Source organism: Rhodococcus sp. K11/5 (assembly GCF_055193735.1).
In genome coordinates, this window is the sequence record NZ_CM143721.1 from 1,974,799 (window position 1) to 1,993,629 (window position 18,831).

The 18,831-nt window shown below is 68.0% G+C and carries 17 protein-coding genes; 13 read left to right on the forward strand and 4 right to left on the reverse strand.

What is annotated here, in order from left to right:
- The 3 genes from ACY466_RS09495 to cofD are packed head-to-tail and all read right to left on the reverse strand — an operon-like array spanning position 1 to position 2,875.
- Positions 1–561: an NUDIX hydrolase gene (locus ACY466_RS09495; protein WP_463251942.1), complete on the reverse strand. Its 561-nt coding sequence runs from the start codon at positions 559–561 to the stop codon at positions 1–3.
- Positions 562–569: 8 nt separating this feature from the next.
- Positions 570–1,922, reverse strand: coding sequence for a coenzyme F420-0:L-glutamate ligase (locus tag ACY466_RS09500; protein ID WP_463251943.1), 1,353 nt, complete (start codon positions 1,920–1,922; stop codon positions 570–572).
- Complete coding sequence (gene cofD / locus ACY466_RS09505; protein WP_463251944.1) at positions 1,919–2,875, reverse strand: 2-phospho-L-lactate transferase; 957 nt, start codon at positions 2,873–2,875, stop codon at positions 1,919–1,921. Before cofD ends, ACY466_RS09500 begins: the two co-directional genes overlap by 4 nt.
- A gap of 659 nt (positions 2,876–3,534) precedes the next feature.
- Here cofD and ACY466_RS09510 point away from each other — a divergent pair.
- The gene (locus tag ACY466_RS09510; RefSeq protein ID WP_463252203.1) at positions 3,535–3,777 is read left to right on the forward strand and encodes a WhiB family transcriptional regulator; all 243 of its coding nucleotides are present in this window, start codon (positions 3,535–3,537) and stop codon (positions 3,775–3,777) included.
- Positions 3,778–3,840: 63 nt separating this feature from the next.
- Here the strand turns inward: ACY466_RS09510 and ACY466_RS09515 are convergent, their stop codons facing one another.
- Positions 3,841–4,260 (reverse strand): metallopeptidase family protein, encoded by a 420-nt coding sequence (locus ACY466_RS09515; protein ID WP_463252204.1) that lies wholly within the window; start codon positions 4,258–4,260, stop codon positions 3,841–3,843.
- A 183-nt stretch (positions 4,261–4,443) separates the two neighbouring features.
- Between ACY466_RS09515 and ACY466_RS09520 the strand changes: the two genes are divergently transcribed.
- The 12 genes from ACY466_RS09520 (at position 4,444) to hpf (ending at position 18,672) form a co-directional block, all read left to right on the forward strand.
- Complete coding sequence (locus ACY466_RS09520) at positions 4,444–4,860, forward strand: DUF3499 domain-containing protein (protein WP_463251945.1); 417 nt, start codon at positions 4,444–4,446, stop codon at positions 4,858–4,860.
- Between the two features lie 136 nt (positions 4,861–4,996).
- Complete coding sequence (locus tag ACY466_RS09525; RefSeq protein WP_463251946.1) at positions 4,997–6,373, forward strand: phosphomannomutase/phosphoglucomutase; 1,377 nt, start codon at positions 4,997–4,999, stop codon at positions 6,371–6,373.
- 129 nt (positions 6,374–6,502) lie between these two features.
- Complete coding sequence (locus ACY466_RS09530; RefSeq protein WP_463251947.1) at positions 6,503–7,645, forward strand: tobH protein; 1,143 nt, start codon at positions 6,503–6,505, stop codon at positions 7,643–7,645.
- Entirely contained in the window at positions 7,642–8,880 is a 1,239-nt protein-coding gene (gene manA / locus ACY466_RS09535) for a mannose-6-phosphate isomerase, class I (protein ID WP_463251948.1), read from the forward strand. Before ACY466_RS09530 ends, manA begins: the two co-directional genes overlap by 4 nt.
- Before the next feature lie 332 nt (positions 8,881–9,212).
- Positions 9,213–10,424 carry an alkane 1-monooxygenase gene (locus tag ACY466_RS09540; protein WP_463251949.1) on the forward strand — a complete coding sequence of 404 codons (1,212 nt, stop codon included), beginning with the start codon at positions 9,213–9,215 and terminating at the stop codon, positions 10,422–10,424.
- A gap of 54 nt (positions 10,425–10,478) precedes the next feature.
- Positions 10,479–11,984, forward strand: coding sequence for an adenosylhomocysteinase (gene ahcY, locus ACY466_RS09545; protein WP_463251950.1), 1,506 nt, complete (start codon positions 10,479–10,481; stop codon positions 11,982–11,984).
- Positions 11,985–12,015: 31 nt separating this feature from the next.
- Complete coding sequence (locus ACY466_RS09550) at positions 12,016–12,696, forward strand: dTMP kinase (protein ID WP_463251951.1); 681 nt, start codon at positions 12,016–12,018, stop codon at positions 12,694–12,696.
- Between the two features lie 5 nt (positions 12,697–12,701).
- Positions 12,702–13,379, forward strand: coding sequence for an MtrAB system response regulator MtrA (mtrA, locus tag ACY466_RS09555; protein WP_463251952.1), 678 nt, complete (start codon positions 12,702–12,704; stop codon positions 13,377–13,379).
- 28 nt (positions 13,380–13,407) lie between these two features.
- Complete coding sequence (gene mtrB / locus ACY466_RS09560) at positions 13,408–15,093, forward strand: MtrAB system histidine kinase MtrB (RefSeq protein ID WP_463251953.1); 1,686 nt, start codon at positions 13,408–13,410, stop codon at positions 15,091–15,093.
- 35 nt (positions 15,094–15,128) lie between these two features.
- The gene (lpqB, locus tag ACY466_RS09565; RefSeq protein ID WP_463251954.1) at positions 15,129–16,868 is read left to right on the forward strand and encodes an MtrAB system accessory lipoprotein LpqB; all 1,740 of its coding nucleotides are present in this window, start codon (positions 15,129–15,131) and stop codon (positions 16,866–16,868) included.
- 44 nt (positions 16,869–16,912) lie between these two features.
- Positions 16,913–17,575, forward strand: coding sequence for a ComF family protein (locus tag ACY466_RS09570; protein WP_463251955.1), 663 nt, complete (start codon positions 16,913–16,915; stop codon positions 17,573–17,575).
- Positions 17,576–17,874: 299 nt separating this feature from the next.
- A complete protein-coding gene (hpf, locus tag ACY466_RS09575) occupies positions 17,875–18,672 on the forward strand; it encodes a ribosome hibernation-promoting factor, HPF/YfiA family (RefSeq protein WP_463251956.1) in 798 nt (265 codons plus the stop codon).
- Positions 18,673–18,831 lie beyond the last annotated feature (159 nt).

An 18,831-nucleotide genomic window follows, 5' to 3' on the forward strand; every position in this document is an offset into this window, starting at 1 on the left:
TCAGGGCCGGGCGTGCGCGCGATCGATCATCTCGCGCAACGCCTCTCGCTCGGCCCCGGCGCGTCCGTCCGGTAGTTCGTCGACCGGCCACCACCGCAGGTCGGTCGATTCGGCGCTGCGCACGATGTGCGAACCGTCGGGCACGCGGACGACGAACCGGAGATCGAGGTGCCGGGTCGGCACACCCAGCGAGCAGGTGATGGGGTGCGTGTGGATCGAGAGCAGGCCCGGCTCCAGGGTGGCCGCCTCGATCCCGCTCTCCTCGCGTGCTTCGCGTAGGGCGGCGTCGCGCACGGTCTCGTCGGTCTCCTCGCAGTGTCCGCCCAGCTGCAGCCATCGCCCCACCCGTGGGTGCAGGGTGAGCAGCACGTGACAGCCGCTCTCGTCGAGAACCAGCGCCGAGGCCGTGACGTGGCCGGCGACGTTGTCGCGAAGGCACCCTCGCGGCGCGCTGTCGAGAAACGCGAGCATGGTGTGACGCATGGAGTCGTCCATCGCGTCGTCGGTGTCCCACCGCTGCAACAACTCTCGGGCGGATCGGTGGAGAGACTGTGTGCTCACGGCTACCGTCACACCTCGATCAGGATCGTCGAGAGGTCGGGGTCGGGACGCGGCGACGGGTCCGCGGCCGGGTGGCCGATCGCGACGGCGCCCACCGGACGCCAGGACGCGGGGAGGTCGAGCACGTCGCGCACGACGTCCGCGGCGAAGATGGTGGACCCGATCCAACAGCTGCCGAGGTCGCGGGCAGCGAGAGATACCAGCAGGCCCTGGACCGCGGCGCCGGCCGCGACGGTGAACATGGACAGTTCGGCGTCGGCGCGCGCGGCGTCCGGGTATTCGTGGGCCTCGTCGGTGACGAAGAACGGCAGTACCACCGCGGGGGCCGTGCGCAGGATGTCGCCGCGAGCGATGCGTCCGGCGATCGATTCCGCGCTCTTGCCGTCGGCCTCGAGATCACGTTTCCACCTCCGTGCCATCGCGTCGAGCAGTGCCGAGCGGACGGCGGGTGAGCGCAGGACGACGAACCGCATCGGGCGCGAGTGGTGGGGTGCGGGGGCGGTGACGGCGTCCGCCACGGCGGCACGGATCTGCTCGGGGTCGACGGGGTCGCCGGTGAACGAGCGAACGGACCGGCGAGCCCGCACCGCGTCCACGGCTCCCCGGCGCAGGGCCTCGGCGGTTCCGAGCCAGAACAGATCGTCCTCGCCGGGACGCACGAGATCACGGGCGGTCGAGCCGTCGTCGACGGGGGACAGGCCCCGGACCACGGCGATCGGCACGGAACCGAGCTTTCCCTTCACCAGGTCACCGGCCGCGGCCAGTTCGTCCGCCACGGCGACCTCCGTGACCAGGAGCTCGTTGCCGCGATCGTCGTGGCCACCGGCGTAGGCGTGCAGGACGGTGAGCCCGGCCGAACCGATGGCGTTGTCGGTCTGCCCGTTTCGCCAGGCTCGACCCATGGTGTCGGTCACCACGATCGCGACGTCGACGTCGAGGAGATCGCGGAGCGCGCTGCGCAGCGCCGTCGCGCTGGCGTCCGGGTCGACGGGCAGGAGTGCGAGTTCGTCGCCGTCGACGTTCGAGCCGTCGATCCCGGACGCGGCCTGCACGATGCCGAGCCGGTTCTCGGTGATGAGGGTGCGCCCGCGTCGGGCGACGACGCGGACCGCCTCCTGGTCGACGAGGACGCGCCGGGCGGCGTCCCTGGCCTCGGGGTCGCGCGGGGCGGCGATCAATCGTCCCTCGACCTTCGAGACGATCTTGCTGGTGACGACGAGAACGTCGCCGGAGCGCAGCCAGGGCGCAGCCGCGGCGACGGCGGCGGCGAGATCGTCGCCCGGCCGGAACTCCGGCAGTCCCTCGACCGGGACGATCTCCAGAGAACCTCCCGGAGCGTGGTCGGTGATCGAGTCGCTCACATCGCCCCCGCCGCGACCAGGGCCGCTCGGGCCATCTCCGCGGTGACGGCCGGGTTCTCCATGATCAACGGAACCGAGTGGACGTCCACGCCCGGAACGTCGGCGGTGTCCGTGGTGTGCACGAGCCAGGCATCGAGGATCCCGGCTGCCGAGCGGGCCCCGTAGTGACGACCGATCGCTTCGGCGGTCGTGTCCACCCCGATCACCTGAAGACACTCGTCGGCCATGCCGCGCAACGGACGTCCGTCGACGACGGGGGACAGACCGACCACCTTGGCCGATGTCGTGCGGAGCGCGGCTCTCATTCCGGGCACAGCGAGCACCGCACCGATGCTCACGACCGGATTCGAGGGCGCGAGGATCACCGCGTCGGCGTTCTCCACGGACTCGAGGACTCCGGGTGCCGGCGTGGCGTCGTCCGCTCCGATGTAGGCGAAGCTGTGAGTCTTCACAGCGGCCCGGTGGCGCACCCACCACTCCTGGAAGTGCACTGCCTTGTCGGTGTCGTCGGCCGGATCGGTGATCACCACGTGGGTCTCGCAACGATCGTCCGTGACCGGCAGCAGGCGCACCCCGGGCTTCCAGCGATCGCACAGAGCCTCGACGATCGCGGACAGCGGATAGCCGGTTCGCAACATCTGGGTGCGGATCAGGTGCGTGGCGAGGTCGCGATCGCCGAGGCCGAACCAGTCCGGCTGTGCCCCGTAGGCCGCAAGTTCCTCTTTCGCACTCCACGTCTCGTTGCGCCGTCCCCACCCGCGGTCGGTGTCGATGCCGTCACCGAGGGTGTACATGCACGTATCGAGGTCGGGGCAGATGCGCAGACCGTGCATCCAGACGTCGTCGCCGACGTTCACCAGTGCGGTGATCTCCGCGTCGTCCCCGAGCAGGGCGCGCAGACCCTGCAGGAAGCGGGCGCCGCCCACTCCGCCGACCAGAACAGTGACCTTCATGCCCGAGAGCCTAGGCTCCGACTCGACTCCGCTCGGCGTCGCCGTCGCTCGGTCCACGGGCCGGTGCGACGCAGATCACCGTCGGCGTGTCCGTGGACGAAACACCGTGCGGACGTGTCGTCCGGGAATTCCGGAGCGCGAATGGTATTGGCAAAACCCCCGTCCGCTTGACCGCGACACACCGTGGCGTGTCTAATCACAGTCATGTCATTACCGGTTCGCACGGCGGAATCGCTTGCAGCGCGCCGTCGTTCGAACATGCGTTCCCATGATGGCGATGTCGCACCTCACCGGGGTGCGGCCGGAGCCGTTCGGCTCGCTTCACGATTCGCTCTTCGATCCGGCTTCACGGTCGATCATCGATCCCCATGACCGACAACAACTGCGCTCGAACAGGTGAGGAGGCGGAAGTGATGCCGGAACAGCACCAGGACTTCGGTCGACAGACAGTGCCCACGCTCGATCTCGACCCGGAGGCATCCGAGGACTCGCACGTGGTCGACGATCCGACCGCGGTGGAAGTGCTCGATGCAGCGTCGGGCGACGAACACGACGACGGAGCCGAGGCGGACGGAGCCGAGGCGTCCGTCGACGAGGATCCCGCACTGTCGGCACTCCGAACCCCCACGGTCGCACCACAGTTGAGCCTCGTCCGCGACATGGACGAGATGTTCGACGAGATGGAGGACCAGTGGCAGGAGCGCGCCCTCTGCGCGCAGACCGACCCGGAGGCGTTCTTTCCCGAGAAGGGCGGGTCGACGCGGGAAGCGAAGCGGATCTGTCTCGGGTGCGAGGTGAAGGACGAGTGTCTGGAATACGCTCTCGCGCACGACGAACGCTTCGGTATCTGGGGTGGACTGTCCGAGCGCGAGCGACGGCGCCTCAAGCGCGGAATCATCTGACCGTAGTTCGAGCACGAGGGTCGGGCGGCGTGATCGTCGTCCGACCTTTCGCGTGAGCGGGGGTCAGTCCGTCGGTTCGGGGTCGACCACGTCCGGTGTCACGCCGAGGTAGGTCGCGATCTGCTCGACCAGCACGTCGTGCACCAGATCGGTCAGTTCGATCGAATCGTGAGCGCGGCGCTCGAGGGGCCGGCGGAACAACACGATGCGAGCGCGAGTGGTCGCTCCGGTGGTGTCCACTCCCGCCGGCACCAGACGTGAGAGCGGGACCGGACCCTCGGCGACGACTTCCGGCGGCCAGTTGACCGACTCCGGGTTCACCGCTCGGATCTTGGGAACGTCGTCCACCGCGATGTCCAGCTTGGTCAGCCGGTCGTGCCACCGACGGTCGATGTCGGTGAAGGCTTCGAGGACGGCGGCGTCGAACTTCTCGGCCCGAGACTTGCGAGCCGGTACCCCGTCCGGAAACAGAGTTCCGCGCATGCCACGCCCGCGTCGTGCCGCGGTCCGGGACGTCGTCGGTCCGCGGCGAGGACCGGATCGCGGGGAACGGGAGATGAACGGCACGGCGACGATGCTACGTCCGGGGTGTGTGCGACCGCTCGCGGGAGGCGCGGTGGCGTGTTGGGTTCCGAATCCGCCGATGGACGCGATACTGTGCGACACGTGAGATCAGTGCGCGCATGCTGCCGACCGGGGTGCAACAGGCCCGCCGTCGCCACGCTCACCTATGTCTACTCCGATTCCACCGCCGTCGTCGGCCCGCTCGCGACCGTGGACGAACCACACTCCTGGGATCTGTGCGAGGTGCACGGTTCCTCCATCACGGCCCCCAAGGGCTGGGAACTGATGAAGTACGAGGGCGGCTTCACCACCACCTCGCCCGACGACGACGATCTCACCGCTCTCGCCGAAGCAGTGCGCGAGGCAGGGTCACGCGACCGAAGCCTGCCTCGCTCTGCCCGGCCCACCTCGGTCCCGCGCGATCGGATGGCGTCGGACCGACCGAGCTCGGTGCCCGTTCCGACGGCCCGAACCGGACGGCGCGGCCACCTTCGGGTCCTGCCCGATCCCGCCGGCTGACGGACACGTCGAAACCGGGTTCGCTGCCGCGACGGCCGACCGGTCGTTGCGCGTACCCGGCAGGATCGACCGCTCCGGGCACTACACTCTGCACGAGCAATGCGACCGTGTGCCAACGACGTTCAGGAGTGTGCAAGTGGCCCGACCAGCTGATCTGGTTCATGCCGTCATCAAGGCGTACGACGTCCGCGGTGTGGTGGGAGAGCAGATCGACGACGACTTCGTTCGAGACGTCGGCGCCTCCTTCTCTCGGTTGATGCGTGCCGAAGGCGCCGATCGTGTGGTGGTGGGATACGACATGCGCGACTCCTCGCCGTCGCTGTCGGCCGCGTTCGCCGACGGTGTCACGTCGCAGGGGCTCGATGTGGTGACCATCGGACTCGCGTCCACGGATCAGCTGTACTACGCGTCGGGTGTGCTCGACTGCCCCGGCGCGATGTTCACCGCCAGTCACAATCCGGCGCGGTACAACGGGATCAAGCTCTGTCGCGCGGGCGCCAAGCCGGTCGGGCAGGACTCGGGGTTGGCGACCATCTCCGCCGACGTCGTCGACGGAGTTCCGGCGTTCGACGGTGCGGCCGGGCAGGTGACCGAGCAGGACGTCCTCGAGGACTACGCCGCGTTCGTGCGCGATCTGGTGGCGATGCCGCGGGTCCGACCTCTGTCCGTTGCGGTCGATGCCGGAAACGGAATGGGTGGGCACACCGTTCCCGCCGTGTTCGCTCCCATGTCCTCGGTGACGCTGCACCCGCTGTACTTCGAGCTCGACGGGTCCTTTCCCAATCACGAGGCGAACCCCCTCGAGCCCGCCAATCTGGTCGACCTCCAGAAGTTCGTGCGGGAGACCGGAGCCGACGTGGGACTCGCGTTCGACGGCGACGCCGATCGATGCTTCGTGGTCGACGAGCGTGGCGAGCCCGTGTCGCCGTCGGCGATCACCGCGCTGGTCGCCGAGCGCGAACTGGCGAAGAAGCCGGGCGCCACGGTCATTCACAACCTGATCACCTCCCGATCGGTTTCCGAATTGGTGGAGCGGCTCGGTGGGACTCCGGTTCGCACCCGAGTGGGGCACTCGTTCATCAAGGCGCTCATGGCCGAGACGGGCGCGGTGTTCGGCGGCGAGCATTCGGCCCATTACTACTTCAGTGATTTCTGGGGCGCCGATTCCGGGATGCTCGCAGCGCTCCACGTGCTCGCGGCACTCGGCGAGCAGGAACGGCCGTTGTCGGAGATCATGGGGCAGTACGAGGTCTACGCCGCGTCCGGAGAGATCAACTCGACGGTGGTGGATGCCGCAGCCAGCACCGCGGCCGTTCTGGAGGCGTTCGCGGACCGCACCGAGGACATCGATCGCCTCGACGGCGTGACGGTGGACCTGGGTGACAGCTCGTGGTTCAACCTTCGGGCGTCGAACACCGAACCGTTGCTCCGTCTCAATGTCGAGGCACCGACCCGAGCGGACGTCGACGCGCTCACCACGGAGATCCTGGGGATCGTCCGCGCAGCTCGATGATTGCTCCGCGCCGGCGCGGGGAACCCGTCGACACGGTCCTCGAACCGGGCCGTGCAGAAGAGTCCGTCTCCGCGGCCCGCGCGGTGACACGGTGAGAACACGGACTGCGAGAGGCAGGTGCAGGCGACCATGACTGCTCCATCGATGTACGTGGATCTCGACGACGCCGACGCCGTGCTGGCCGCCGATTCGGTCGGCGCTCTCCATTCGGCAGCGCTGGCGGGGGCGCAGATCAGGGAGACCGCCGCGGCGGTCGCCGAAGGCGTGTTCTCACCGCTGGAGGGTATGAACCCCCGCAGCGTCGTGCTCGTCGCTCCGTCGGGACCGGCGGCCCGAGCGGCGGGTCTGGTCGCGGCGATCCTCGCTCCCACGGCCGGGGTGCCGATCGTTCGTTCCTCCTCGACGCCGCCGTGGGTCGGCCCGTTGGACGTGGTCGTAGTGGCGGGGGACAACGCCGGTGACCCGAGCTTGGCGGCCTCGGTCGCCGCTGCGGTGCGTCGGCGATCCGAAGTGGTCGTGTGCGCACCCGACGAGGGACCGGTGGCGGGCGCCGGTGCCGGTCGCGTTCTGCCCCTGCCTCCCAGAGTGCGTGTGCTCGAACAGAATTCACTGCCACGCTATCTCGCGGCAATGGGTTCCGTGGTCGCCGCGGTCGATCGGTCCTCGTCGATCGGTGATCTCGACGCCCTCGCCGACGCGGTCGACGCGGAAATCGCTCGACACCACGCGTCGGTGGAGGTGTTCGCGAATCCCGCGAAGGGGCTCGCCTCACGCATGAGGGGTCGCCGTGTCGTCCTGACCGGAGATTCGGTGGTGAGCACCGAAGTGGCGCGGCACGGTGCGGCGGTGTTGCTGCGGGTGGCCGGAGCGGTCGCCGCCGTCGGCGAACTCTCCGACGTCGCCGCCGCGGTGCACGACGCCGCGACGAGTCCCGACCCTGTCGGTGTCCCGGTGGACCCGCTCTTCCACGACGAGCAGATCGACGGGCCTCGTCCGGCGGATCCTCTGCGCGTGTTGGCGGTCTCGACCGACCCCGACGACACCTCCGTGCGGCGGCGGGTCGCGGTCCTCGGCGAGGTGGACGTCGTCCGCGCCGACGAGCCCGGCGATTCCGGTGGTTCGGGTGAGCCGTCGGCCGTCGGGGCCGCGTCCGTGGTGTTGCGACAGTCGCTGGTACTCGCGGCGCGGCTCGAGTCGGCAGCCGCGTATCTCCGCGTGACCGCCGGTCCGACCCCGACCCGGTCCTTCGACGGTGTCGGTGATCGCTGGTGAAGCGACTGGAGGGCGCCGCCCGTTCCTACGCCTGGGGATCGAGAACTGCGCTCGCGGAGTTGCGAGGCGCGCCGTCACCGACGCGGCACCCCGAAGCGGAGATGTGGTTCGGTGCGCACCCGGCAGACCCCGCGCACGTGGTGGAGGACGCCGGTAGTCGGTCGTTGCTCGAACTGATCGACGCAGATCCCGGACGGCTTCTCGGTGCGGACGTGGTCGCGGCGTTCGGTCCGCGACTCCCCTTCCTCGTCAAGTTCCTCGCTGCCGACGAGCCGCTGTCGCTCCAGGCTCACCCGAGTGCGCACCAGGCCCGCGAAGGCTTCGAGCGCGAGAACGCGGCCGGAATCGCCGTCGACGCGTCGACACGTAATTACAAGGACAGCAGCCACAAACCCGAATTGGTCGTCGCTCTCACCGAGTTCGATGCGCTTGCCGGGTTTCGCCGTCCGTCCGACACCGTTGCCCTCCTGCAGCGTCTCGACGTCGAGGAACTGCGCCCCTACTACGACATGCTGGCGGCTCAACCCGATTCTTCGGGGCTGCGGGCCTTGTTCACCTCGTGGATCACGCTTCCGCAACGGGCGCTGGACGCGATGTTGCCGCAGGTTCTGGACGCGTGTGTCCGAATGCTCGAGCGCGCCGGCGGCGAGGACGATCGAGACTTCGGTTCGGAACTGCGGACGACTCTCGAGCTGGGCGAGCAGTATCCGGGCGACGCCGGCGTACTGGCGTCGTTGCTGCTCAATCGCGTGACTCTGCGGCCCGGTCAGGGGCTCTACCTCGACGCCGGAAACCTGCACGCCTATCTGCGCGGTACGGCCGTCGAGATCATGGCGAACTCGGACAACGTCCTGCGTGGCGGTCTGACCCCCAAGCACGTCGATGTGCCCGAACTGATGCGGGTTCTCGATTTCGAACCGATCGACTCACCCGTGCTGGACCCGGTTCCGGACGCCGAGGGACGAGTCCGATACGACACCCCCGCACCAGAATTCGCGCTGTGCCGCGTCGACCTCGTCGCCGGTGCCGACGTGACCGTCGACGGCTCCGAGCCGAGCCCCACGATCGTGCTGTGCTCGGAGGGGCGAGTGGAGTTGTCGTCCGGCGACGACCGATTGGTGATCGAACGAGGAACGGCGGCGTGGGTGGATGCCGCAGAACCGACGCCGCGAGTGGCGTCGTTGTCCGACACGGCGAGGTGCTTCGTCGCCAGAGTGGGTGAACCGCGTCGATAGCCTGCTCGATCCGTATCTCCTTCCTCGGGATCGACCGCACCGGGTGCCCTCGTGTCGCGCCGGCGGCAGTCTTCCGGCATGATTCGTGAACGGTGACAACGCATCCGGCGTTGGGCAGAGTTCTCTCACAGGATTCTTCGCCTCCGTGACCTTTTCGAAATCTTGAAGTTCGAACTACACTGCTAGACGCATCGGTCGGTTTCATCGGGGGGCTGTCGACGGTCGCAGGGCACAGTTGTGCGCTCGAAACCAGCAATTCTCACGGTTCGTCGATCCGGACCGCGAGAAAAGACCGGAGATCCGAAGACCGGAGATCCAGGGGAGGCAGTGGAATGACGCGGCGGTGGCGGGACCCGAAGAGATACCTGTGGATGTTGGGAATCCTGGCTCCGGCCTCGGCGCTTCTACCGTCGCAGTTGGTCCTGCACACCGGGGTCTCGGCGTTCTGGTGGAGCGGACTGCTCGTGTTCTTCGTTCTGATTCCGCTTCTCGACGTGATCGCGGGTGAGGACGGCCAGAACCCGTCGGACGACGAGGTCGATGCCCTTCAACACGACCGCTTCTACCGCTGGTGCACCTTCGCCTTCCTCCCCGTGCAGTACGCCGGCCTGCTCGTCGCCTGCTATCTGTGGACGTTCGGAGACCTGTCGGTGATCGACAAGATCGGGTACGCGGTCAGCGTCGGCCTGGTGGCGGGAATCGGCATCAACGCGGCACACGAACTCGGTCACCGCGTCGAGAAATCGGAACAGTGGCTCGCCAAGATCGCTCTCGCGCAGAGCTTCTACGGGCACTTCTACGTCGAGCACAACCGCGGTCACCACGTGCGCGTCGCGACGCCCGAGGATCCCGCGAGCGCTCGGCTGGGGGAGTCGCTGTACCGATTCCTCCCCCGCACGATCGTGGGCGGAGTGCGCTCCGCGTGGAAGCTCGAGCGCAACCGCTCGATGCGGCGCGACGAGCGGGTGTGGAGCCTGCGCAACAACGTCGTGAACGCGTGGGCGATGTCCGTCGTACTCGCCGTCGGGCTCGCTGTCGCCTTCGGCCCGGCCGTACTGCCGCTGGTTCTGCTGCAGGCGCTGGTGGGCGTGGTGTTGCTCGAATCCGTGAACTACATCGAGCACTACGGGCTGCTACGACGCCGCACCGCTCGGGGCCCCTACGAGCGATGCTCGCCGCGGCACAGCTGGAACAGTGATCGCATCGTCACCAACATCTTCCTCTACCACCTGCAACGGCACAGCGATCATCATGCTCACCCCACCCGTCGTTTCCAGACGCTGCGCACGTTCGACGAGGCTCCTCAATTGCCCGCCGGGTACGCCACCATGGTGGTTCTCGCGGCCGTGCCTCCGCTCTGGCGACGGGTGATGGACCCGCGCGTGGTGGCGCACTACGACGGCGACGTGATGTCGGCGAACCTCCAGCCCGGCAAGGCGGATTCGTTGCGTGCCCGGTTCGCGGACGCCGACGCGTACGCCGACAGTCGCCGAGACCCTCCGAGGACCGAACGAGAGGTCGGCGCACCCGAGAACACCCGATGATCGCCCGAGCCGATAGCCTGGATACGATCACCAGCCGACAGGAGCAGTACATACATGACTACATCGACACCCCAGTCTGTCGTTAATCTCGAAGCCGACGTCATCGACGGTCTCGATTTCAAGGTCGCGGATCTTTCGCTGGCTGAATACGGACGCAAGGAAATTCGACTCGCTCAGCACGAGATGCCGGGCCTGATGGAGCTGCGTCGCGAGTACGCCGACGTGCAGCCGCTCAAGGGTGCCCGCATCTCCGGCTCGCTGCACATGACCGTGCAGACCGCCGTCCTCATCGAGACGCTCGTCTCGCTGGGTGCCGAGGTTCGCTGGGCGTCCTGCAACATCTTCTCGACACAGGATCACGCGGCCGCGGCCACCGTGGTCGGCCCCTACGGCAGTCCCGAGAAGCCCTCGGGCGTACCCGTTTTCGCCTGGAAGGGCGAGTCGCTCGAAGAGTACTGGTGGGCGGCCGAGAAGATGCTGACCTGGCCGACGGCCGCGGACGGCACCGCACGCCACGCCAACATGATTCTCGACGACGGCGGCGACGCCACCACCCTCGTGCTCCGCGGCGCGCAGTTCGAGAAGGCCGGCGTCGTGCCGCCCACGGACGACGACCAGGATTCCGACGAGTACAAGGTCTTCCTCGCGCTGCTGCGCGCGTCCCTCGAGGCGGACTCCGCCAAGTGGACGGCCATCGCCGAGTCCGTTCAGGGTGTCACCGAGGAGACCACCACCGGAGTGCTGCGGCTGTACCAGTTCGCCGCCCAGGGTGAGCTCACCTTCCCGGCGATCAACGTCAACGACTCGGTCACCAAGAGCAAGTTCGACAACAAGTACGGCACCCGCCACTCGTTGATCGACGGCATCAACCGCGGCACCGATGTGCTGATCGGCGGCAAGTCCGCCCTCGTGTGTGGCTACGGCGATGTGGGCAAGGGCTCTGCGGAAGCACTTCGAGGACAGGGCGCGCGCGTCACCGTCACCGAGGCCGATCCGATCAACGCGCTGCAGGCGCTCATGGACGGATTCCCCGTGCGCACGGTCGAGCAGGCCGTGGGCGAAGCCGACATCATCATCACCTCGACCGGCAATCTCGGCATCATCACCTTCGAGCACATGCGCAAGATGAAGCACCAGGCGATCCTGGGCAACATCGGCCACTTCGACAACGAGATCGAGATGGCGGTTCTCGAGCGCTCGCCCGAGGTCACCCGCATCAACATCAAGCCGCAGGTGGACGAATTCCAGTTCAAGGACGGCCACTCGATCATCGTGCTGTCCGAGGGTCGCCTGCTGAACCTCGGCAACGCGACCGGCCACCCGTCGTTCGTCATGAGCAACAGCTTCTCCAACCAGGTCATCGCGCAGATCGAGTTGTGGACGAAGCCGGACGAGTACGACAACGAGGTCTACCGTCTTCCCAAGCACCTGGACGAGAAGGTGGCGCGGATCCACGTCGAGGCGCTCGGCGGAACAATGACCAAGCTCACCAAGGAGCAGGCGGAGTACATCGGCGTCGACGTCGAGGGGCCGTACAAGCCCGAGCACTACCGCTACTAGAGATCCGCGGCGGCGAGAAGGGTACGGATCGATGGGTCGACTGATCGCGATCGAGGGCGTCGACGGCGCGGGCAAGTTCACCTTGTCCGCGCAGTTGACGCGAGCGTGGTCGGAGTCGGGCGTCGACGCGGTCCGAGTGGGATTTCCGCGATACGGGGAATCCCTCCATGCCGATCTCGCCGCCGAGGCGCTGGGGGGCGAGCACGGTGACCTCGCCGCCAGCGTCAACGCGATGGCCGTGCTGTTCGCGCTCGACCGAGCCGGTGCCGCAGCGGATCTTCGCGCGATGATCGCGCGACACGACGTGGTGCTGCTCGATCGATACGTGGCCTCCAACGCCGCGTACTCGGCGGCCCGGGTACACCAGGACGCGGACGGCGAGATCGTGGAGTGGGTACGCAACCTCGAGTTCGATCGGGCAGTGCTGCCGCTGCCGACGGCGCAGATCCTCCTCGACGTGCCGGTCGAGGTGGCCGAGCGCCGTGCTCGCGAGCGGGAAGCCGAGGACTCCTCGCGGGCTCGTGACGTGTACGAACGGGACCACGGACTGCAGGCTCGTACTGCGGCCGTCTATGCGGGGCTCGCGGCCGCGTCCTGGGTCTCGCCGTGGTTCGTGGTCCGGCCGGACGAGACCTCGGAGTCGGTCGACGTGCAGGGACTCGCCGCCGACCTGCTCAATCAGCCGACCCGGCCCGACGAAATGACACGATAGGACCCATGAAGCCACGAATTCTGGTTGTCGACGACGACACGGCGCTGGCCGAGATGCTCACCATCGTTCTTCGCGGTGAGGGTTTCGAACCGTTCGTCGTCGGCGACGGTACTCAGGCACTGGCGGCGGTGCGCGAGAACCGCCCGGATCTCGTGCTGCTCGACCTCATGCTTCCCGGGATGAACGGTATCGACGTGTGCCGCGTCCTGCGCGCCGACTCGGGAGTGCCGATCGTGATGCTGACGGCCAAGACCGACACCGTCGACGTGGTCCTCGGTCTCGAATCGGGCGCCGACGACTACATCATGAAGCCGTTCAAGCCCAAGGAACTCGTCGCGCGTGTGCGAGCCCGCCTGCGTCGGACCGAGGAGGAGCCCGCCGAGCTGCTCTCGATCGGCGACGTGGTCATCGACGTCCCCGCGCACAAAGTGACGCGGGACGGCGTTCTGATCTCGCTGACTCCTCTCGAGTTCGACCTGTTGGTCGCATTGGCGCGCAAGCCGCGCCAGGTGTTCACCCGGGAAGTTCTCCTGGAGCAGGTCTGGGGGTATCGCCACGCTGCGGACACGCGCCTGGTGAACGTGCACGTCCAGCGTTTGCGCGCGAAGGTCGAGATCGATCCCGAGAATCCCGAGGTCGTCCTGACCGTGAGAGGCGTCGGGTACAAGGCCGGCCCACCGTGACCGGTCTCGCTTCGCGGCAGCGCCACCGGTGATCTTCTCGTCCCGGTCACGCAGGCGGATCAACGGCACCTTCTCGCCGCTGGTTCGGTGGTCGCGTTTGCTCGGCACGGCCGCCGGTCATTCCTGGCGACGCTCGCTGCAGCTTCGCGTCGTGGTCTCGACGCTGACGCTGTCCCTGGTCGTCATCTCCGTGCTCGGGGTGGTGCTGACCAGCCAGATCACGGACCGTCTCCTCGACAGCAAGATCGACGCCGCGACCGAGGAACTCGACCGAGCGCGGGCGCTGGTGGAGGGCCAGCTGGCCGGCGACGATTCGACGACCGTCGGCAACAGGCTGCAGCTCGCATCGTCCTCGCTCCGCAGCGGCGACGGTGAGGGCGGCGCGGAGTCGGGTTCGGCAGGTACGTTCGATCCGGTGCTCATCGTTCCCGGCGACGGCGCCCGTCCCGAGACGTCCACGGGACCCGCCGAACAGATCCCGCAGGCTCTCCGATCGTTCGTGCAGGTCGGCCAGGTCAGCTACCAGTACGCGACCGTGTCCGACCCCGACGGGTACTCCGGACCGGCCCTGATCATGGGCAGTCCCACGGCGTCCGATCTGTCGACGCTCGAGCTGTATCTCGTCTTCCCGCTCGCCGGTGAGGAGCGCAGTCTGGCGCTCGTGCGGGGCACCCTGTTCATCGGCGGGGCCGTCCTGTTGGTGCTCCTGGCCGCGATCTCGATGCTCGTGGCCCGGCAGGTCGTCGTGCCCATCCGCTCGGCGTCCCGTATCGCGGTTCGCTTTGCCGACGGTCGCCTTAAGGAGCGAATGCCGGTGCGCGGCGAGGACGACATCGCCCGCCTCGCGATGTCGTTCAACGAGATGGCGGAGAGTCTGTCCAAGCAGATCGCGCAGCTCGAGGAGTTCGGTAATCTGCAACGCCAGTTCACCTCGGACGTGTCGCACGAGTTGCGGACACCGCTGACCACGGTGCGCATGGCGGCCGAGTTGATCCACGATGCGAGCGAGAGCCTCGACCCCGCATTGAAGAGGTCGTCCGAACTGCTGGTGGCCGAGCTCGACCGGTTCGAGATCCTGTTGAACGACCTGCTGGAGATCTCCCGTCACGACGCGGGCGTCGCGGAGCTCTCCTCGGAGCAGCTCGATCTTCGCATGTGTGCCCGCGCGGCGGTGACCACGGTGCGTCACCTCGCCCGCGAGACCGGCACCGAGCTGATCGTCGACGTGCCGGACGAGCCGGTCCTGGCCGATGTCGATCCACGTCGTGTCGAGCGGATCCTGCGCAACCTCCTGGCGAACGCCCTCGATCACGGTGAGGGCAAGCCGGTGCTGCTGCGCCTGCGAGCCGACGACGACGCCGCGGCATTCGTGGTGCGCGACCAGGGGATCGGTCTTCGTCCCGGCGAAGAGAAACTGGTCTTCAATCGCTTCTGGCGGTCGGACCCGTCTCGGGTGCGTCGTTCCGGTGGTACCGGGCTCGGCCTGGCCATCAGCCTCGAGGACGCGCGGCTGCACGACGGCAAGCTCGAGGCGTGGGGCGAGATGGGGTACGGCGCATGCTTCCGGCTCACAGTTCCACTCGTTCGTGGACGCAAGGTCGTGTCCAGCCCGCTCCCGTTGAGGCCGACGATGCGCAAGCATCCCCGTGGCCAGATTCTGCCCGCCGCTCGGCCGATGACCGTCGGGGTCGACGCCTCGGAGCGCCGCTCGTGAACGCCGGCCCACGCAGGTCTCGAACCCTGTGGGTGATGATGGCGATACTCGTCCTTCTCCTGTCCGGGTGCGCCTCGCTGCCGGCGTCGTCGTCACCGCAGGCCATCGGCGAGGTGGCCCGCGGGTCCCTTCCCGAGGAGCAGGCGGCGCCGACCCCGGGGCGCGAGCCCGCCCTGTTGGTCCGCGACTTCGTTCAGGCGAGCACGGATCCGGCGCAGGACCATGCCGGCGCCCGACAGTTCCTCACCGACGACGCGGCCTCGCGTTGGAACGACGGCGCGGGTGCGGTGGTGGTGGACAAGGTCGACGTGCTCGAGGAGTCGCGATCCACCGATTCCGCGAGCTACACCATCCGAGCGAACCGGGTGGGCCGACTCGAGCAGGGCGGCCGCTACCTGGCCGAGCAGGGTTCGTTCGATGCCGCTCTGACCCTGGTGCGCGAGAACGGGGAATGGCGGATCGACGAGCTGCCCTCGGGGGTGGTGATGGACCGTACTCAGTTCCTGAGCTCCTACCAACGGCGTTCGCTGTATTTCGTGGACCCCACGGGAACGACGCTCGTTCCCGATCAGCGCTGGGTGAACACCGCCCAGGAGGCGCTGACGTCGACCCTGACCACACTGCTTCAGGTGGGTCCGCGTGCATCGCTCGAGCCCGCGGTGCGCAACCTTCTCAACGACGTCACCACCACCGGTGAGATCACGAAGGCGGACGGCCGGGACACGGCCGTCGGTGTCGGGCTCGGCGGCGTCCGTATCGATTTCGACGGGGCAGCATCACTGGACCCCGCGACACGCGAGTTGTTGGCGGCGCAGGTCATCTGGACGCTGGCCGAGGCCGAGATCTCGGGTCCCTACGTGCTGTTGGCCAACGGCGACCCACTGGATCCCGCCTATCCGTCCGGGTGGACCACCGCGGACGTGGCCGAATTCGATCCCCTGGCGGTACCGGGGGCGGACGTCGGTCTGCACGCCCTTCGCAACGGCAGCCTCGTGCGTATCGACGCCGACGGGATCACCGCCGTGCCCGGGTACTTCGGCACCGTGAACAACATGCGCTCGATCTCGCTGTCGGCCGACGGAACGCTGGTGGCGGCCGTCTCCGACACGGGGCGACCGGCGCCTCAACAGCCGGACGCCCTGATGATCGGTACCTACGGCGGGGGAGCCTTCCCGGTCGCGGAGGGTGCGTCGATCACCAGACCGTCGTGGGGAGCCGATCGCGACGCCGTCTGGGCGGTCACGGACGGCACCGTGGTGAAGCGCGCGGTGCGCGAGCCGGCGACCGGCCAGGTGTCGGTGGTCGACGTCGACTCCTCGGCGATCACGGAGCTCGGTGGTCAGATCACCGAACTACGACTCTCTCGCGACGGTGTTCGTGCGGCTCTCATCGTGGACGGAACCGTCTACGTCGCGGTGGTCGTCCGTCGAGCCGACGGCGTGTACGCGTTGCGCGAACCCGAAGCCGTGGCCAACGGATTGGCCAGCGCCGCACTGTCGCTCGATTGGAGTACCGGTAACACCGTCGTGGTGGCACGGGCCGCCGCGGACGTTCCCATCGTCGAGGTCGCCGTGGACGGATCGCGCCTCGACGGCTTGCCGAGCCGCAACCTGACCGCCCCCGTGGTGTCCGTGGACGCCTCCGCGACGAGCACCTACGTCGCCGATTCGCGTGCGGTGTTCCAGATCGACGAGAGCGATCCGGCGAGCGACCGGTACTGGCGCGAGGTGCCCGGACTGACCGGTACGAAGGCCGTCCCGGTGCTGCCGGGCTGAGTCCTTCCTCACCGTGTCGGTGGGTGGGGGCACAGTCGTCACCCGTGCAGAACTTGATCGACCTCGTGCTTCCCCGCGAATGCGGAGGCTGCGGCCGCCCCGACGTGGCCTGGTGCGACGCCTGTCGCGACGAACTCGCGGGAGATCCGGTGCGCGTCGTGCCGCGTGCCGACGTGGGAGTGCCGTGTTGGTCGCTCGGCGCGTACGGCGGGCCTCGGCGACGCGCCGTGGTCGCGGCGAAAGAGCGCGGTCGCCGGGACCTGGCGGTCCCGCTGGGCACCGCCGTGGCGGTGGCGATCCACCGCCTGCGGGATGCGGGCGAGATCGACCCGCCCGAGCTGTCGCAGCTGGTGCTCGTTCCCGCCCCGACTCGTCGACGGGCGGCACGGACACGCGGCGGCGACCCGGTGACTCGGATGTGTCGGGCGACCGCGAGATCCCTCGCACCCGAACGCGTCGATGTCGCGAACATCGTCGAAATGGATGCCCGCGTGCGTGATTCGGTCGGACTCTCGGCCGCGGAGCGTGCGGACAATCTGTCCGGCCGTGTCCGGGTGCGCGCCGGTGCCGCGTTGCCGTCGGTCCGAACGTGCCTCGTGGTGGACGACGTGACCACGACGGGCGCCACCGCGGCGGAAACGGTGCGCGCCCTCGCGGCACGACAGTGGCGGGTGGAGGGCGTACTCGTCGTGGCCCACGTGCGGTGAGTGCCGACGGTGGAGCGACAACGGCGTGATCCGCCGTTTCGAGAATGGCGAAATCGCACCGGGGATGGACCTGAAAAGACCCCGTGAATATCGCGTGAACGGTGGCAGACGTACTGGTGAGCGACTACGGTTCGAACCACGTCGAACGCTCGTCCGGGTCGACGCCCGCACGCCCACGAACACCGGGAGGAGGTGGTAGTTCTTCACCTGGTGCCGGGCGTTGATCGACCCCGGCGCTTCACGTTTTCCCCGCTGCCTCGACCTCCGTCGTCGTCGGCAGCCACTATCGGGAGGTACGTATGACGACCACTTCTCCAGCCACTGCTGCGCACACCGCACCACAACGCGTGAATGCCCACCCACGGGAGCCGCACGTCCAGGGCTCCGATCCCTCGACCCAGAACTCGGCCGAGCCGGACGCCACCGATACGTCCACCGATCCCGGCTATTTCGGCGGCGCCCCTGCCGACGCGGGATCCTCTGCCGACGAGACGTCCGCGGACGTCGTCGTCAAGGGTCGCAACGTGGAGATCCCCGACCACTTCCGCCTGTACGTGTCACAGAAGCTCGCTCGACTCGAGCGGTTCGATCCCACCATCCACCTCTTCGACGTCGAACTCATCCACGAGCGAAATCGACGTCAGGCCAAGAACTGTCAACGAGTGGAGATCACCGCACGAGGCAAGGGGCCCGTCGTCCGCGCCGAGGCGTGCGCCGACAGCTTCTACGCTGCCCTCGAGTCCGCGACCACCAAGCTGGAGAACCGGCTGCGGCGGACCAAGGACCGACGCAAGGTGCACTACGGCGAGAAGCGGCCCACCTCGGTCGCCGAGGCCACCGCACCGCTGGCCGAGACCATCGACCTGGCACCGACGTCGGTCGATCCGGAACCGGACGCGCCGGAGGAGAACGCCGGTCCCGGACGCATCGTGAGGATCAAGGACCACGACGCCAGTCCCATGACCGTCGACGACGCGCTGTACGAGATGGAACTGGTCGGACACGACTTCTTTCTGTTCCACGACAAGGAGACCGATCGCCCCTCGGTCGTCTATCGCCGTCATGCGTTCGACTACGGGTTGATCCGTCTGTCCTGATTCCGCGCGATCACTGCGGGTGTTCGTCCTTCTCCGGACGGGCACCCGCAGTGTCGTGTCGACGCCAGCGCCTACGATGGTCTGCGTCGGCGGTGTCGTGACGAGTGAATCGCGTACGCCCGCCGGGGCGTCACCGCCCGAACGAATGTCCACCCGTTG

Coding starts and splice junctions, on each gene's coding strand:
- cofD (WP_463251944.1), bottom strand. CDS start 2,875: ATGAAGGTCACTGTTCTGGTCGGCGGAGTGGGCGGCGCCCGCTTCCTG.
- ACY466_RS09510 (WP_463252203.1), top strand. CDS start 3,535: ATGGACGAGATGTTCGACGAGATGGAGGACCAGTGGCAGGAGCGCGCC.
- ACY466_RS09515 (WP_463252204.1), bottom strand. CDS start 4,260: ATGCGCGGAACTCTGTTTCCGGACGGGGTACCGGCTCGCAAGTCTCGG.
- ACY466_RS09530 (WP_463251947.1), top strand. CDS start 6,503: ATGACTGCTCCATCGATGTACGTGGATCTCGACGACGCCGACGCCGTG.
- ACY466_RS09540 (WP_463251949.1), top strand. CDS start 9,213: ATGACGCGGCGGTGGCGGGACCCGAAGAGATACCTGTGGATGTTGGGA.
- ahcY (WP_463251950.1), top strand. CDS start 10,479: ATGACTACATCGACACCCCAGTCTGTCGTTAATCTCGAAGCCGACGTC.
- ACY466_RS09550 (WP_463251951.1), top strand. CDS start 12,016: ATGGGTCGACTGATCGCGATCGAGGGCGTCGACGGCGCGGGCAAGTTC.
- mtrA (WP_463251952.1), top strand. CDS start 12,702: ATGAAGCCACGAATTCTGGTTGTCGACGACGACACGGCGCTGGCCGAG.
- lpqB (WP_463251954.1), top strand. CDS start 15,129: ATGATGGCGATACTCGTCCTTCTCCTGTCCGGGTGCGCCTCGCTGCCG.
- hpf (WP_463251956.1), top strand. CDS start 17,875: ATGACGACCACTTCTCCAGCCACTGCTGCGCACACCGCACCACAACGC.